Below are 13,808 nucleotides of genomic sequence, written 5' to 3'. Positions count from 1 at the left end.
GATGCTGCTCGACTACGACCGCATGGGTTGGCTGAAAATTGCGCTGCTCGGCTTCACAGCTCTGGTCGCCGCCTTTCTGCTCCTGCCGGTGGTTTTCATCGTTCTGCTGTCGTTCGGATCGTCGCGCTGGCTGGCCTTTCCACCACCCGGCTGGACGCTGAAATGGTACCAGGAACTGTTTGCCGACCCGTCCTGGCTGGAGGCGGCACTGACCAGCGCTCGTATCGCCACAATAACGGCGATCCTTGCCGTGGTCATTGGCCTTCTCGCCTCCTTTGCCCTGGTTCGCGGCCAGTTCCGCGGCCGTGAAATCCTGCGCGGCCTGCTGCTGACGCCGATGGTCCTGCCCGTCGTCGTCTTCGCCATCGCCATCTACGCCTTCTTTTTGCGCCTTGGCCTTGGCGGCACCACGATCGGCTTCGTCATCGCCCACACGGTGCTGGCGCTGCCCTTCGCCATCATCCCGATCGCCACAGCGCTGGAAGGCTTCGATAAGTCGATCGAGGACGCAGCGATCGTCTGCGGCGCCAGCCCGCTCGAGGCGAAGCTCAGGATCACCTTGCCGTCGATCCGGATCGGCATCTTTTCCGCAGCGATCTTCGCCTTCCTCGCCTCCTGGGATGAAGTCGTCGTCGCCATCTTCATGGCCAGCCCGACCTTGCAGACCTTACCGGTCAAGATCTGGGGCAGCTTGCGGTCGGATCTGAGCCCGGTCATCGCCGCCGCCTCCAGCCTGCTCGTCGGCCTCACCCTTGCCCTGATGGTGGTGACGGCAATGCTGCGCCGAAAGTTCCGGACATGACCCAGCCCTTCCTTTCTATTCGCAAATTGCGCAAGGCGTTCGGCGCATTCACTGCCGTGCATGACGTCACGCTTGAGATCCCCAAGGGCGAGTTCCTAACCTTTCTCGGACCTTCGGGCTCAGGAAAATCGACAACGCTCTATGCCATCGCCGGTTTCCAGGATCCGAGCTCCGGCGACGTACAGCTGGAAGGAAAGTCGCTACTCGCCGTGCCGTCGCACAAACGCAACATCGGCATGGTTTTCCAGCGCTACACGCTGTTTCCGCACCTGACGGTCGCCGAAAACATTGCGTTTCCGCTACGGGTTCGCCGCCGGCCTGATGCCGAGGTGAAGACGAAGGTCGCCGACATGCTGGCTCTGGTAAGGCTGGAGGCCTTCGCCGCGAGACTGCCCGGCGCGCTGTCGGGCGGCCAGCAGCAACGCGTCGCGCTGGCGCGAGCGCTGGCCTATGATCCGCCGATTCTTTTGATGGACGAGCCGCTTTCGGCGCTCGACAAGAAACTGCGTGAGGAAATCCAGGCCGAGATTCGCCGCATCCACCGCGAGACGGGCGTCACCATCCTCTACGTCACGCATGACCAGGAGGAAGCGCTGCATCTCTCGGACCGGATCGCCCTGTTCAAGGACGGCCGCATCGAGCAGACCGGCACCGGCGAGGACCTCTATCTCCGGCCCGCGACGGACTTCGTTGCCGGCTTCATCGGCAATTCGAATTTCCTTGCCGCCGAACATCTCGAAACCGTCGACGGGACGGCAACGATCCGCCTCGCTGACGGTTCGCTCGTCTCCGGCGTGAGCATCAACGGCGCTTTCGAGAAGGGCCAAAAAACCAGGCTGATGATCCGGCCGGAAGCGTTTGGCATGGAGCGAAAGCCGGCGAGCGCGGAACTCAATGTCGAGATCGTCGATGTCGCCTTCTATGGCGAACGCCGGCGCATCGTTGCGCGCACCGCCTCAGGACAGGAGATCGACATCAGGCCGACGTCTGCCGCCATGCAAGCACATGATGCAGCGCAGTCGCGCCGGCAGGTGTTTTTCGATCCGGCCGCCGCGTTTCTGTTCCCCGCCTGAGCGAAGTCAGAACCGGCTAACTGTACGTCATACGGTGGTTGCGACCATGCGCGACGTCGAAGGATCTGACAGGAGGACGGGACATCGCGAACAGTTCTGTCACTGATCGTCTGCTGAGGTTGAGGCCGACTTTCTATTTCTGATGTCTGAAGAAGGCTTTGAAGACGCTGAAAAACGCCAATCCCTCACTCCCACTCGATTGTTCCAGGCGGCTTCGACGTCACGTCGTAGACGACGCGGTTGATGCCGCGGACTTCGTTGATGATGCGGGTGGCGGCGGCGCCGAGGAAGGCCATGTCGTAGTGATAGAAATCCGCCGTCATGCCGTCGACCGAGGTGACGGCGCGCAGCGCGCAGACGAACTCATACGTGCGGCCATCGCCCATCACGCCGACCGTCTGCACCGGCAGCAGCACGGCGAAGGCCTGCCAGATGGCGTCGTAGAGGCCGGCCTTGCGGATCTCGTCGAGATAGATGGCATCCGCCTCGCGCAGGATCTCCAGCTTTTCGCGGGTGATGCCGCCTGGGCAACGGATGGCGAGGCCCGGGCCGGGGAATGGATGGCGGCCAATAAAGCTTTCGGGCAGGCCGAGTTCCTTGCCGAGCGCCCTGACCTCGTCCTTGAATAGTTCGCGCAGCGGCTCGACCAGCTGCATGTTCATGCGCGCGGGCAGGCCGCCGACATTGTGGTGCGACTTGATCGTCACCGACGGGCCGCCGGTGAAGGAGACGCTTTCGATGACGTCGGGATAGAGCGTGCCTTGCGCCAGGAATTCGGCGCCGCCGAGTTTCTTGGCCTCTTCCTCGAACACCTCGATGAACAGCCGGCCGATGGTCTTGCGTTTTTTCTCCGGATCCGACTCGCCCTCGAGGGCGTCGATGAACCGGTCCGACGCGTTCACCAGGATGAGCGGCAAATTGTAGTGCTCGCGGAACATCGCCACCACGCCAGCGGCCTCGTCCTTGCGCATCAGGCCGTGGTCGACAAGGATGCAGGTCAGCTGGTCGCCGACCGCTTCGTGGATCAATAGCGCCGCAACGGAGGAATCGACGCCGCCCGACAGCGCGCAGATGACCTTGCCCTTGCCGACCTGCTTGCGGATCGTCTCGACCGCGTGCTCGCGGTAGGCGCGCATGGTCCAGTCGCCCTCGATGCCCGCGATGTTGTGGACGAAGTTCCTTAGCAGCCTGGCGCCGTCGGGCGTATGCACCACCTCGGGATGGAACATGATGCCGTACATCTTGCGCTCGATGTTGCCGAAAATGGCGAAGGGCGAGCCTTCCGACTTGCCGAACACTTCGAAGCCCTTGGGCAAGGAGATGACGCGGTCGCCATGGCTCATCCACACCTGGTGGCGCTGGCCGGGCGCCCACAGGCCCTCGAACAGCGGGCTGTCCTTTTGAATCTCGACGAAGGCGCGGCCGAACTCGCGATGGTCGGAGCTTTCGGCGACGCCGCCCATCTGCACGCACATGGCCATCTGGCCATAGCAGATGCCAAGCACTGGCACGCCGGCGTCGAAGACGATCTGCGGCGCGCGCGGGCTGCCGATATCGCCGGTCGAAGCCGGACCGCCGGACAGAATCACCGCTTTCGGATTGATACGCTTGAATGCCGCTTCGGCCGACTGGAACGGCACGATCTCGGAAAACACGCCTGCCTCGCGAATGCGGCGGGCGATGAGCTGGGTGAACTGGCTGCCGAAATCGACAATCAGGACGGTGTCGGGATGATTGGCTGTTTTCATGGCGAGCGTTTAGAGAAAGAAACGAGTCGGCGCAATGGGTTGCGTAGCCCGACTTTCAGGCTGGTCTGGCCTCTTCATGGGATGGTTCCGTCCGAAGGGCGCCCGAGCCGATTGCCTGTTCAAGCCGCATGACGGCGTCCGCCAGCTTCTCGTCGATGACTTCAAGATATTCGGTCCAGTCGCCGACATGCCTGAGATCCGCCGCCCCGTCGGAGATGCCGCGCAGACCGATCAGCGGGATGTCGAACAGTTGGCAGGCACGCAGGCAGGCGAAGGTCTCCATGTCGACCATGTCGGCGGTAACAGCGTCATAGGCTTCGCCGGTGATGATCGCGCCGCCGGTCGACAGGGTCGCCTGCCTGATGTCCGGTATCTTGAAGGGCAATGGCACGGTTACCGGCAGGTCGAGGAAGGGTGTGGCGCCCTTCTCGAAGCCGAGCGGCGAAGCGTCGATGTCACGGTAGCTGACCGAAACCGCTTGGTAGATTTCCGTCTGCTCCAGCGTCCGACTGCCGGCTGAGCCGAGCGAAACAACGAGATCCGGCAGTGCTTTTTGCGATTTCAGCCAGGAGAGTTCGGCACCCAGCCTGACGCCGGCCTCGACAGGGCCGACACCGGTCATCAGCGGCGTGAACAGCTGCTTGAGGTGCGGACCGTATTCGGCCTGCGCCGCCATGACGAAGAGGACGTCCTTGCCTGACAGGCGGGAGATTTTATTAGTCATGACAAGCTGTTCCTGCTCCGGTCATATGCTTATCTGCGCCGCTCGCCGGTACCCGCTGCCTCCGGCAGCTCCCGGCGTTCGTGGCCTTTCATCGTGCCACCGGCACGATGCATTCGCCCTGCGGCGAACCGGCCACTCACCCTTCGATGCCATCACGCCCGACCACCGTCATCATGGTGCCGGTCATGGTGGCGATCAGCTTGGCCTCGCCGTCGGCTGCAAAGGCGTAGGCCTGGCCGTCGGCAACGATGATGGTGCGGCCGGGCTTGGTCACCGAGCCGCGGAACAGGAAGCGCTCGCCGCGGCCGGGCGCCAGCAGATTGACCTTGAACTCGATGGTCAGCACGCCGGAGTTTTCCGGCATCAGCGAGAAAGCGGCATAGCCGCAGGCCGAATCCAGCGCCGTCGAAATGACGCCGGCGTGCAGGAAGCCGTGCTGCTGGGTGAGTGCCGCCGAATAGGGCATCTCAATCTCGATGATGCCGGGCGTCACCAGCGTCAGTTCGGCGCCGATCGTGGCCATCGCCTTCTGGCGGGCGAAGGAGGTCCTGACGCGATCTTCATAGTCCGGGGCGGGTACGATCTTTGCTGCCATGGCCGCTGCCTTCCTTTATGCGGATAAGCTTATTGCAGAGGCATGGGCGGCAGGCAAATGCTTTTGCTGCACTGCAGCAATCGGCTCCGTCTTCCGGTTGGCGACACGCATCTGTCAGGGATTGGCGATATCCAATGGGTTCAAGCCGACCTGCGCAACGCGCAGAAGTAAAACCCATCGGTGCCGCTCAGCGCCGGCGACAGCGAGATGTCGCCTTTGGCGCCGATGCGCGCGGCCGCCTGATGGCCGGGAAAACGGCTGTCCCAGAGCACGCGATGATCGACCGGGGCAAAAGCGCTGTTACGGTCCCGGAAGGCCGCGACCTGCTCGCCATTCTCTTCATCGAAGACCGAGCAGGTGATGTAGACCAGCAGGCCGCCCGGTTTGACATAGGCCTTGGCCGCATCGAGGATCGCCGATTGCTCGCCCTTGCGGGCATCGAGCTGTCTTTGCGTCAGCCGCCATTTGGCGTCGGGACGGCGGCGCCATGTGCCGCTGCCGGTGCAGGGGGCGTCGACCAGCACGATGTCCATGTGATTGCCGAGCGGCGCGAGTTCTGTGGGCTTGGTGACCACCTGCACATTGCGGTTTTCCGAACGACGGATGCGGTCGAAGATCGGCGCCAGCCGTGCTTTTTCGGCATCGTGGGCAAAGATCTGGCCACGATTTTCCATCGAAGCCGACAGCGCCAGCGTCTTGCCGCCGGCGCCGGCGCAGAAATCCAGCACCTGCATGCCGGCTTCGGCCCCGGCAAGGGCGGCCGCGATCTGCGAGCCTTCGTCCTGGACCTCGAACCAGCCCTTCTGGAAAGCCGGCTCGGCCTGCACGTTCGGGTGCCGGCCGTCGCCGTCGATCGGCGGGATGCGGATGCCGTGTGGCGCGATGGCGGCGGGTTTCGCGCCGGTTCCCGTCAGTTCGGCCAGCACCTTGTCGCGGTTGGCCTGCAAGGTGTTGACCCTGAGGTCGAGCGGCGGGCGCGTTGCCAGCGCCGCGCCCTCGTCAGCCCAGGTCGGGCCAAAGGCTCGCTCGAAAAGCGGCGCGCACCAGTCCGGAACATCCGCCCGCACCGCGTCCGGCGCATCGGCGAGCCGATGGTCGGCGATGGCCTGAAGCTCGGCAGCGGTCAGCAGCGGCGGTGCGAACTTGTCACCATCCAGCGCGTCGTTGAGCGATTGTGCCGTCTGGCCCCATTCGAGCAGCAGCGCGCCGAAGCCGATGGCGCGCGGCGTGTCCTCGCCCAGCAGCCAGCCCGCGGACCGCTTGTGGCGCAAGGCGTCATAGACGATGTTGCCGATCGCTGCACGGTCACCGCCGCCGGCGAAGCGATGCGACAGGCCCCAATCCTTCAGCGCGTCCGCCACCGGCCGGTGGCGCCGGCCGATGTCTTCCAGCACTTCGATGGCCGCAGCCAGCCGTCCGCCCAGTCGCATTCGTCATTCCATCAAATCGAGCACGTGATCTCCGAGCCTGCTCTTAGAGCCTTTTAGGTCTGGATTGAACCCCGCTTCCGTCCCCCCGATGATGAGGCCTAACCGGCCAAAAAACCGACCCGACCAGTAAATGCCCTCGACCCGTAACAGCAGATCGATCAATAGATGATGGGTCTCTAATGTTCGCAACTGGCGACTACAAGCACGCAATCTGGCGCAGCTGCGCTGCTTTCCAAGTTTTTCGCCAGGGAATACTCTTGCCGACATGATTCGCGGCGCGGAAAAGGTGGACCGGCGGATCGACACGAGGAGAGGGCAATGAAGACTTATCTGGCGGAAGTTCTAGGCACATTTCTATTGGTGTTCATCGGTACGGCTTCTGTGGTGACGGGCGGCTTCGGCGGTGCGCTGCCGCTCGGCCAGGAAGGCATCGGTCTGGCGTTCGGCATCGGCCTCATCGCGGCGGCCTATGCAATCGGTCCTATTTCGGGCGCGCATCTCAACCCTGCGGTGACGCTGGGTGTCTTCCTTGCCGGCCGGCTGCCGGCCAAGGATGTCATCCCCTACTGGATCGCGCAGGTCATCGGCGGCGTCCTTGCTTCGCTGGCATTGTGGATCATCGTTTCCGGCCAGGTTGGCGGACACACCACCGGCTTCGGCGCCAATGGCTGGGATGTGACGAAATGGGGCGTCAGCTCGGCATTCCTGTGGGAAGTGATCGGCACCTTCACCTTCGTCACCGTGATCCTTGGCGTCACGGCTGAAAAACACTCGACGGCGTTCGCCGGACTGGTCATCGGCCTGACGCTGGCAGGATTGCACTTCGCCATCATCCCGGTGACCGGCACGTCGCTCAACCCGGCCCGCTCGATCGGCCCGGCGCTGTTTTCGGGAACTGCCGCGATCGGCCAGCTCTGGCTGTTCATCGTTGCACCGCTGATCGGCGGCGCCATTGCGGGTGTTGTCGCCAAGGCGCGCATCTTCGAGAAGGACTGAGCTCTTTGGGGAGCTGAATATGAGAGGCGCGGGCCATGGCCCGCGCCTGAGCGACCACCTCTACCTCGAAGTGAATGGCAGCATTGCGCCGCAAATCGGTGTTGATCGCATCGCCTTCCGAAGGAGGTTAGATGATGAATCTCAGCTTGAAGTGGCGGAGAAATTCAACGAGGGCATGATCTCGCAGGCGACCTTATGCAACATTAGCTATCGCGCTCGCTAATTCTTCTTCTGTGAAGGGCTTGCTGAGAATTCTCATGTCGCGGGCGCCCGGGAGTTCGGCGTAGCCCGTTGCTATAATGACAAGGGTGTTCGGCCACCTGTCTTTGATTATATCCGATAGCTGTAGGCCAGTCATCTTCGGCATCGCGTGATCCGTTATTACGAGGTCGAACCGCTGCTCCTCCAACAGCCCGAGGGCTGCCGCCGCAGAATGCGCCTCCGCGACAGTATGGCCGAGATCCTCGAGCATCGCCGCAGTATTCAAGAGTACCAGAGCATCGTCATCCACTGCCAGGATCCGCAGCGGGACCGCTTCAACGACTTCCTCGGCGAGGACATCGGGCCCGCGCGCGACTTCCGAGGTCGCGGTTGCGACTGGTAGCCACAGCTCCGCTGTCGTTCCTGCTCCCTTGCGGCTCCGAAGGGCCAGGCGCCCGCCCATCTGTTCTGTCATTCCATGCACCATAGACAGCCCGAGGCCGGTTCCCTTGCCGACCCCTTTTGTGGTGAAGAACGGTTCCGTGGCGCGAGCCAGCGTCTCGCCATCCATCCCTTCGCCATTGTCTGCTACCCCGAGGCAGACATATTGGCCCGGCGCCAGGCCAGCATCTTTGCTGCCGCCAACCTGTTCCATCCGAGCGGAAATGACGATCGTCCCACCGTCAGGCATGGCGTCCCTGGCGTTGACACAAAGATTGAGCAATGCGAGCTCGATTTGACTCTCATCAACCATCACATGATCGAGAGACAGCGGGAATTTTGTCTCGATAATCGCCCTTGAGCCCAGCGAACGCTCCAACAGCTCTTTCATTCCCTGTATGAGCTTTATTAAATCGACAGGTTTTGGATCGAGTTGCTGCCGTCGGGCAAAAGCCAGCATCCGCTGCGTCAACGACGCTCCCCGTCGCGCCCCGAGCACCGCGTTGTCGAGAAGACGCAGCAACTGTGGGTCGTCGGGTAGCCGTTTGCGGAGCAGCTCAAGACTACCCAGAACCGCCATCAGCAAATTGTTAAAATCGTGGGCAACTCCGCCCGTCAGCTTGCCGATCGCATCCATTTTTTGGGAGTGGAAAAGGGCCTCACGTGCCTGATCCAATGACTCCTGCGCATTCTTCCGCTCCGTGATGTCGCGCGTGACCTTCGCGAACCCCAGCAGTTCGCCATCCTCGTGCCGAATGGCGTCGATGACCACATGGGACCAGAACGTCGTTCCGTCTTTGCGTATCCGCCAGCCTTCCCGCTCAACCCGTCCTTCGCGGGCGGCGATCTCCAAGGCAATTTGCGGACTGCCTCGCTCACGATCTTCGGGCGTGTAGAATTGCGAAAAGTGCTTCCCGATTATTTCGTCTGCCGAATAGCCTTTGATGCGTTCCGCGCCCGAGTTCCAGCTCGTAATTATTCCTTCAGGGTCGAGCATATAGATAGCGTAGTCCGTTACGCCCTGAACCAGACGTTGAAACTGCTCCTGGTTTTTTCGGATTTCCTCCACCGCTTCCTTCCGCCCGGTAAGATCACGGGTGACCTTGGCGAACCCCGTCAGTTTGCCGCCTGGATCGCGGATCGGGTCAATCACCACGTGAGCCCAGAAACGGGTCCCATCGCGGCGGACCTGCCAGCCTTCGTTCTCAAACTTGCCTTCGCGGGCTGCTGCCTCCAAAGCCCCCGAAGGGAGACCAGATTCACGATCCTCTTCCGTGTAGAGACAAGAGAAATGCTGACCGATGATCTCGCTGGAAGAATAGCCTTTGAGCCGCTTGGCGCCTGCGTTCCAGCTTGTGACGGTTCCCGAGCGATCCAGCATATAGATTGCGTAGTCGGTAACGGCCTCGACGAGAACGCGATAGCGATCCTCATCGGCTGGATTGACGGTCCCTTGAATCATTCCCCATCCATTTATTTCGTTGCAACGGGAGAAAACCGCCGCCGTCCCCTTATGGTTCCACGCCAAATCAAATGAATTGGTGCCGACGGGCATGCGGTGGACCTCGCACCAGTGTGCATCCGAACTTCGTCCCGCATTTCAAGGAGATTTACTTGCCTCCCGGCAACGCGCCGATTACTAGAATTAGCTCCAGGAGATCGATATTTCCCTGGGCCAGGTGGCCAAGCGGTCCAACCGTTCTACATTGTTGATGCCCAATGACGGGCTGACAGTTTCTGTTGGAGACGAGGGGCGGAATGGCCGAGCGAAAAAAACAGCCCGTTGTAAGTTCCGGTATCGCCGGCTTGGACGAAATTCTTCGCGGTGGACTGCCTGCCTCGAACTTTTATATCGTGCAGGGCGATCCCGGCGCAGGCAAAACCACGGCTGCCTTGCAGTTTCTGCGTGCCGGCGTGGCGGCCGGTGAACGCTGCATCTACGTCAGCCTTTCGCAAACCGCTTCCGAACTGCAGGCGATTGCCTCTTCACACGGCTGGACGCTCGATGGAATTCGCGTCGAAGAGCTTTCGGCCTCCGAAGCCGTGAGTGGCGCAGCCGATCAGACGATTTTCCAGACCGCCGACCTTCGCTTGGATGAGACGCGCAAGGCGATCGAACGTGCGATCGAAGAATACAAACCACACAGACTGGTCTACGACTCCTTGCTTGAAATCCGGCTGATCACCGGCGATACGCCAAGGTTTAGGCGGGAACTGATTGGCTTCAAAGCCTTCCTGGCCAGGCGGGGCATTGTAGCTGTTTTGCTCGATACCCAAACCAGTGGCGGCGATCACAATGGCGAGGAAATCGAGGGCATCGCCCACGGCGTCATCCGCCTCGATAAATCGCTCGAGGACTATGGTGCGGTGCGCCGGCGGATCGAAGTCAGCAAGATGCGTGGCGTGCCTTACGCCGACGGTTATCATGACATGGCCATTCGCGAGGGTGACGGCGTCGTTGTGTTTCCAAGGATTGTGCCGGGCTCGCCTCCCGAGGTGACCAAGCCGCAACTGATCAAATCGGGAGTCGAGGCTCTCGACGAGATGTTTGGCGGCGGTCAGGAGTCAGGAACAATAACACTGGTTATCGGTCAGTCCGGAACCGGCAAGTCAACGATGTCGTCTCTTTACGCGACGGCTTCTCTCAAGCGCGGCGAGAGCGTTGCCCTCTTCCTGTTCGAGGAGCGGTTGGAGACCTTCTTTCGCCGCTCCGAAGGGCTCGGGATGGACCTGCGGCAGTTCCACAAGGATGGCCAACTGGTCATCTACGATTTTAGCCCGAACGAAATCTCGCCAGGCGAGTTCGGCCAGATCGTGCAGCAAGTCGTCAGCCGCAACAATACACGTGTGGTGGTGATTGACAGCTTCACGGGCTATCTGAATTCACTTCCCCACCGCGAAAAGGCGGTGCTCGACATCCAATCTCTCCTGAAACATCTCGCGCGTGCGGACGTGCTGACAATGCTCATTGTCGCGCAGCATGGATTGCTCGGGCAGAATGTCGGGATTGACGTCGATGTCAGCTTTCTCGGGGATACCGTGCTTCTGCTGCGCATGTCCGAGCATGAGGGCCGCCTGAGGCGCAACATTACAGTGGTCAAAAAGCGCCACGGCCCGCACGATCTCGATGTCCGGGAACTGTTCATCGCGAGCTCCGGCGTTTCCGTCGTTGCGTACAATCCTCTGCCTGAGACGTGAGCGGCACCGATTCCAATGGTCTGGGAACGCTCGATTGGGTGCTCGTTTTGGCCCCCTACCGCAAGGACGCTGCTTACACGACCTCCCTGCTGCAGGAGCGCGGTGTTCGGGCTCAAGCGGCCGACCCCGCGGATTTGAACAACCTGCTTGCATTATCTCCCGGGGTGCTGGTCGTTACGCATGAAGCCTTGGACCCCACGGCCATCGCAACTGTTGCCAGTTTCCTGCAGCATCAGCCGAACTGGTCGGAAATACCCATCGTGATCCTCCTCGACCGAGCGGCACCGCAAGTGCGCGTCCAGGCGGCCCTGAACGTTGCCTGGCCACGTTCACGCCAGATTTTTTACCAACGTCCCGTGGCCGCGTTGGAACTGATCAGCGGGATACAGTCGGCACTCCTCACCAGAGCCCGCCAGCGCGACGTACGTGATTACCTTGAGCGGGAAACCGAGCTGCGCCTCGAGCTCAATCATCGAGTAAAAAACATCCTGGCGACGGTCATATCCATCTTCGAGATGACCAGGCGCGGCGCGATCTCGGCAGAAGGACTTGCAGAAGACTTCAAAGGGCGATTAAGAGCCTTGTCGGATGTTCATTCTGCAGTTTTTGCTGCCGGTGGCGAGACCGTGGCCTTAACGGATGTCGCAAAATCGGTCCTCGCGCCATACCTTTCCAACGGACAAACTGCCATCACGATCGAAGGACCTGAGGTGCTGCTTTCGCGCGATGCCGGTACAACTCTCGCCCTCTCACTTCATGAACTAGCAACAAACGCCATTAAATATGGCAGCTTGTCCCGCCCCGAAGGTAGGATACGTTTGGAATGGAACATAGCGTCGAGTTCGGAATCAATGCTGACGCTGAGATGGATCGAATCAGGAGGGCCGTCGGTAGTCCAACCCTCCCGAGTAGGGTATGGAACACGCTATATGCGCGCCGCATTGACCAGCCTGTTTGGAGAGGCTCCGGATCTCATTTTCGCGTCGGATGGCCTGCGTTTCTCGATTCGCGGCCTACTGTCCCGCCTTACGGCCGAGTCAACCGAGTAGCCTAGCCTCGCCTCGGCTTATTTCCGCCTTCTTGAGGCTTCGGGAACAGGAAGTAGACCCGTCGACCAGGCGTCGTACCGACCGGCGATGCCTTGAACGAAGCCAGCGTCTCGTCCCGAAATAGTCAAGATTGAGACGTTCATTGAGCCTCGTTGCTGTTCGTCGACCCTCAAGCGCCACCAGCCCAGTTCCTCCACCATGCCTCGCGCATTAAAAACTTCTGCGGCTTGCCGGTCATCGCCAATTCGGTGCGGAAGCGGAACGCCATCTCAGGCAAAGGGCGGTCGTCTGCAGTTCGCTGTCGGCTTCCAGACTGAAGAACCCAAGCCGTCCGTTGACGGCCGTCTCATCGCCGCATCTAATTGCCTGCCTGGACCAAAATTTTCACGGTACAAATATAAGAAATAAATAAGTAAGAAATACCACGATGTGGACAGCACCTGTCAAGAATGTTGTTCTTTCAGTGCTAAAGCTCACGTTGCATATGAACAGCGCTAAAATCAAAAGCACTGTATCAGTCGCCGGAAGCCCCAGGGTTAGCCCTCTGCCCGTCAGCAGGCTGGCGGCTGCGACCGCCGGTATTGTCAAACCAATTGTTGCGCACGCGGAGCCCATCGCGACATTCAAACCGCGTTGCAGCTCATTGTTGAGTGAAGCGCGAACCGCCGAAATGGCCTCTGGCATCAAAACCAGCCCGGCGATCAATGCCCCCACAATGCTGTCAGCCTGTGTCACCTGATAGGCAACGAGCGTATTTTCAACACTTGCGGCGACCTGCTCGGCGAGCATGACAATGCCAATCAGCCCGATCAAGAGCAGCAATGTGCCGGCAAAGACGCTTTCGTGAGGGCTAGTCCGCAGCGAAACGCCGTGGGCCTGCCCTTCGATAAAGTCTTCTCGGTGGCGGACAGTCTGCGCGAACACAAAACTTGCATAAAGCAGCACCGAAAGCACGCTCACAAAGCCAAGTTGAGCTGCCGAAAATGTGCCCGGCCCCGTAGCTTGTGTGTAGGTTGGCAGAATAAGCGTCATGATGGTCAGTGCGATCAGAACCGCCAAATATGCGCTTGTCCCTTGTCGAACAATTGCCTGTTTGCGATGACGCCAGCCGCCAAATGCAAGACACGTGCCGACAACGCCGGTAGATGTAATCATCACTGTTGAAAAGACGGACTCACGTGCAAGCGTAGGGTTGTTCTCTCCATGCAGCATCATGGAAACGATGATCGACACCTCGATTGCCGTCACGGCAAAAGTCAGCACCAACGTGCCGTAGGGCTCTCCTACACGCCGAGCCACCGCCTCGGCGTGGTCGAGCACCACGAAAATGGTGATGAACATAATCGCACTCGAAAGCGCTCCGACGAGTATCCTGACGCTCAGCGAACCTTCGTCTGCCGACAGCCCGCCGGCCCTGACTGCAACAGCCATCACCAAGGCGGCCAAGGGCATCGCATAGGAAACCACCGATCGTTTGAAACCACTCATTCGAGCCCCTGTGCGCTTCTGCGAACCTTGCCGAAAACCCGTGTGGAGTGGAGCACCTTAGAC

12 protein-coding genes are annotated in these 13,808 nt (G+C 60.7%); 6 read left to right on the top strand and 6 right to left on the bottom strand.

The features are described 5' to 3' along the window. Position 1: 1 nt before the first annotated feature. Positions 2–802 carry an ABC transporter permease gene (locus LB558_RS24195; RefSeq protein ID WP_224699849.1) on the top strand — a complete coding sequence of 267 codons (801 nt, stop codon included), beginning with the start codon at positions 2–4 and terminating at the stop codon, positions 800–802. Continuing rightward, positions 799–1,875, top strand: coding sequence for an ABC transporter ATP-binding protein (locus LB558_RS24190; RefSeq protein WP_224699848.1), 1,077 nt, complete (start codon positions 799–801; stop codon positions 1,873–1,875). Before LB558_RS24195 ends, LB558_RS24190 begins: the two co-directional genes overlap by 4 nt. 185 nt (positions 1,876–2,060) lie before the next feature. On the opposite strand, the gene guaA is transcribed toward LB558_RS24190, so the two are convergent. From guaA to LB558_RS24170, 4 genes are all read right to left on the bottom strand, one after another. Continuing rightward, positions 2,061–3,623 (bottom strand): glutamine-hydrolyzing GMP synthase, encoded by a 1,563-nt coding sequence (gene guaA, locus LB558_RS24185; protein ID WP_027035553.1) that lies wholly within the window; start codon positions 3,621–3,623, stop codon positions 2,061–2,063. 55 nt (positions 3,624–3,678) lie between these two features. After that, positions 3,679–4,347 carry a 5'-methylthioadenosine/S-adenosylhomocysteine nucleosidase gene (locus LB558_RS24180; protein ID WP_224699847.1) on the bottom strand — a complete coding sequence of 223 codons (669 nt, stop codon included), beginning with the start codon at positions 4,345–4,347 and terminating at the stop codon, positions 3,679–3,681. 136 nt (positions 4,348–4,483) lie between these two features. Further along, positions 4,484–4,942, bottom strand: coding sequence for a PaaI family thioesterase (locus LB558_RS24175; protein ID WP_013530371.1), 459 nt, complete (start codon positions 4,940–4,942; stop codon positions 4,484–4,486). A gap of 140 nt (positions 4,943–5,082) precedes the next feature. Then, entirely contained in the window at positions 5,083–6,372 is a 1,290-nt protein-coding gene (locus LB558_RS24170; protein ID WP_224699846.1) for an RsmB/NOP family class I SAM-dependent RNA methyltransferase, read from the bottom strand. Positions 6,373–6,690: 318 nt separating this feature from the next. Between LB558_RS24170 and LB558_RS24165 the strand changes: the two genes are divergently transcribed. Together LB558_RS24165 and LB558_RS24160 are read left to right on the top strand one after the other, a co-directional pair. Then, the gene (locus tag LB558_RS24165; RefSeq protein ID WP_013530368.1) at positions 6,691–7,368 is read left to right on the top strand and encodes an MIP family channel protein; all 678 of its coding nucleotides are present in this window, start codon (positions 6,691–6,693) and stop codon (positions 7,366–7,368) included. Between the two features lie 19 nt (positions 7,369–7,387). After that, positions 7,388–7,591: a hypothetical protein gene (locus tag LB558_RS24160; protein ID WP_224699845.1), complete on the top strand. Its 204-nt coding sequence runs from the start codon at positions 7,388–7,390 to the stop codon at positions 7,589–7,591. Here the strand turns inward: LB558_RS24160 and LB558_RS24155 are convergent. After that, complete coding sequence (locus LB558_RS24155) at positions 7,562–9,472, bottom strand: PAS domain-containing sensor histidine kinase (RefSeq protein ID WP_224699879.1); 1,911 nt, start codon at positions 9,470–9,472, stop codon at positions 7,562–7,564. The two genes, LB558_RS24160 and LB558_RS24155, sit on opposite strands and share 30 nt — an antisense overlap. A 296-nt stretch (positions 9,473–9,768) precedes the next feature. Here LB558_RS24155 and LB558_RS24150 point away from each other — a divergent pair, with 296 nt between their 5' ends. Both LB558_RS24150 and LB558_RS24145 read left to right on the top strand, forming a co-directional pair. Beyond that, positions 9,769–11,208, top strand: a complete 1,440-nt coding sequence (locus LB558_RS24150; protein ID WP_224699844.1) for an ATPase domain-containing protein — start codon at positions 9,769–9,771, stop codon at positions 11,206–11,208. Then, positions 11,205–12,257, top strand: a complete 1,053-nt coding sequence (locus LB558_RS24145; protein WP_224699843.1) for a sensor histidine kinase — start codon at positions 11,205–11,207, stop codon at positions 12,255–12,257. Before LB558_RS24150 ends, LB558_RS24145 begins: the two co-directional genes overlap by 4 nt. A 384-nt stretch (positions 12,258–12,641) precedes the next feature. Here the strand turns inward: LB558_RS24145 and LB558_RS24140 are convergent, their stop codons facing one another. Next, positions 12,642–13,745, bottom strand: coding sequence for a calcium:proton antiporter (locus LB558_RS24140; RefSeq protein WP_224699842.1), 1,104 nt, complete (start codon positions 13,743–13,745; stop codon positions 12,642–12,644). Positions 13,746–13,808 lie beyond the last annotated feature (63 nt).

The organism is Mesorhizobium sp. CO1-1-8 (genome assembly GCF_020164875.1).
Taxonomy (GTDB): Bacteria; Pseudomonadota; Alphaproteobacteria; order Rhizobiales; family Rhizobiaceae; genus Mesorhizobium.
This window is presented reverse-complemented; position numbering and strand designations above follow the sequence as displayed.

Bases quoted from the DNA above. Each gene is read 5' to 3' on its own strand.
- LB558_RS24195 (WP_224699849.1), top strand. From the start codon at position 2: ATGCTGCTCGACTACGACCGCATGGGTTGGCTGAAAATTGCGCTGCTC.
- LB558_RS24190 (WP_224699848.1), top strand. From the start codon at position 799: ATGACCCAGCCCTTCCTTTCTATTCGCAAATTGCGCAAGGCGTTCGGC.
- guaA (WP_027035553.1), bottom strand. From the start codon at position 3,623: ATGAAAACAGCCAATCATCCCGACACCGTCCTGATTGTCGATTTCGGC.
- LB558_RS24180 (WP_224699847.1), bottom strand. From the start codon at position 4,347: ATGACTAATAAAATCTCCCGCCTGTCAGGCAAGGACGTCCTCTTCGTC.
- LB558_RS24175 (WP_013530371.1), bottom strand. From the start codon at position 4,942: ATGGCAGCAAAGATCGTACCCGCCCCGGACTATGAAGATCGCGTCAGG.
- LB558_RS24170 (WP_224699846.1), bottom strand. From the start codon at position 6,372: ATGCGACTGGGCGGACGGCTGGCTGCGGCCATCGAAGTGCTGGAAGAC.
- LB558_RS24165 (WP_013530368.1), top strand. From the start codon at position 6,691: ATGAAGACTTATCTGGCGGAAGTTCTAGGCACATTTCTATTGGTGTTC.
- LB558_RS24160 (WP_224699845.1), top strand. From the start codon at position 7,388: ATGAGAGGCGCGGGCCATGGCCCGCGCCTGAGCGACCACCTCTACCTC.
- LB558_RS24155 (WP_224699879.1), bottom strand. From the start codon at position 9,472: ATGATTCAAGGGACCGTCAATCCAGCCGATGAGGATCGCTATCGCGTT.
- LB558_RS24150 (WP_224699844.1), top strand. From the start codon at position 9,769: ATGGCCGAGCGAAAAAAACAGCCCGTTGTAAGTTCCGGTATCGCCGGC.
- LB558_RS24140 (WP_224699842.1), bottom strand. From the start codon at position 13,745: ATGAGTGGTTTCAAACGATCGGTGGTTTCCTATGCGATGCCCTTGGCC.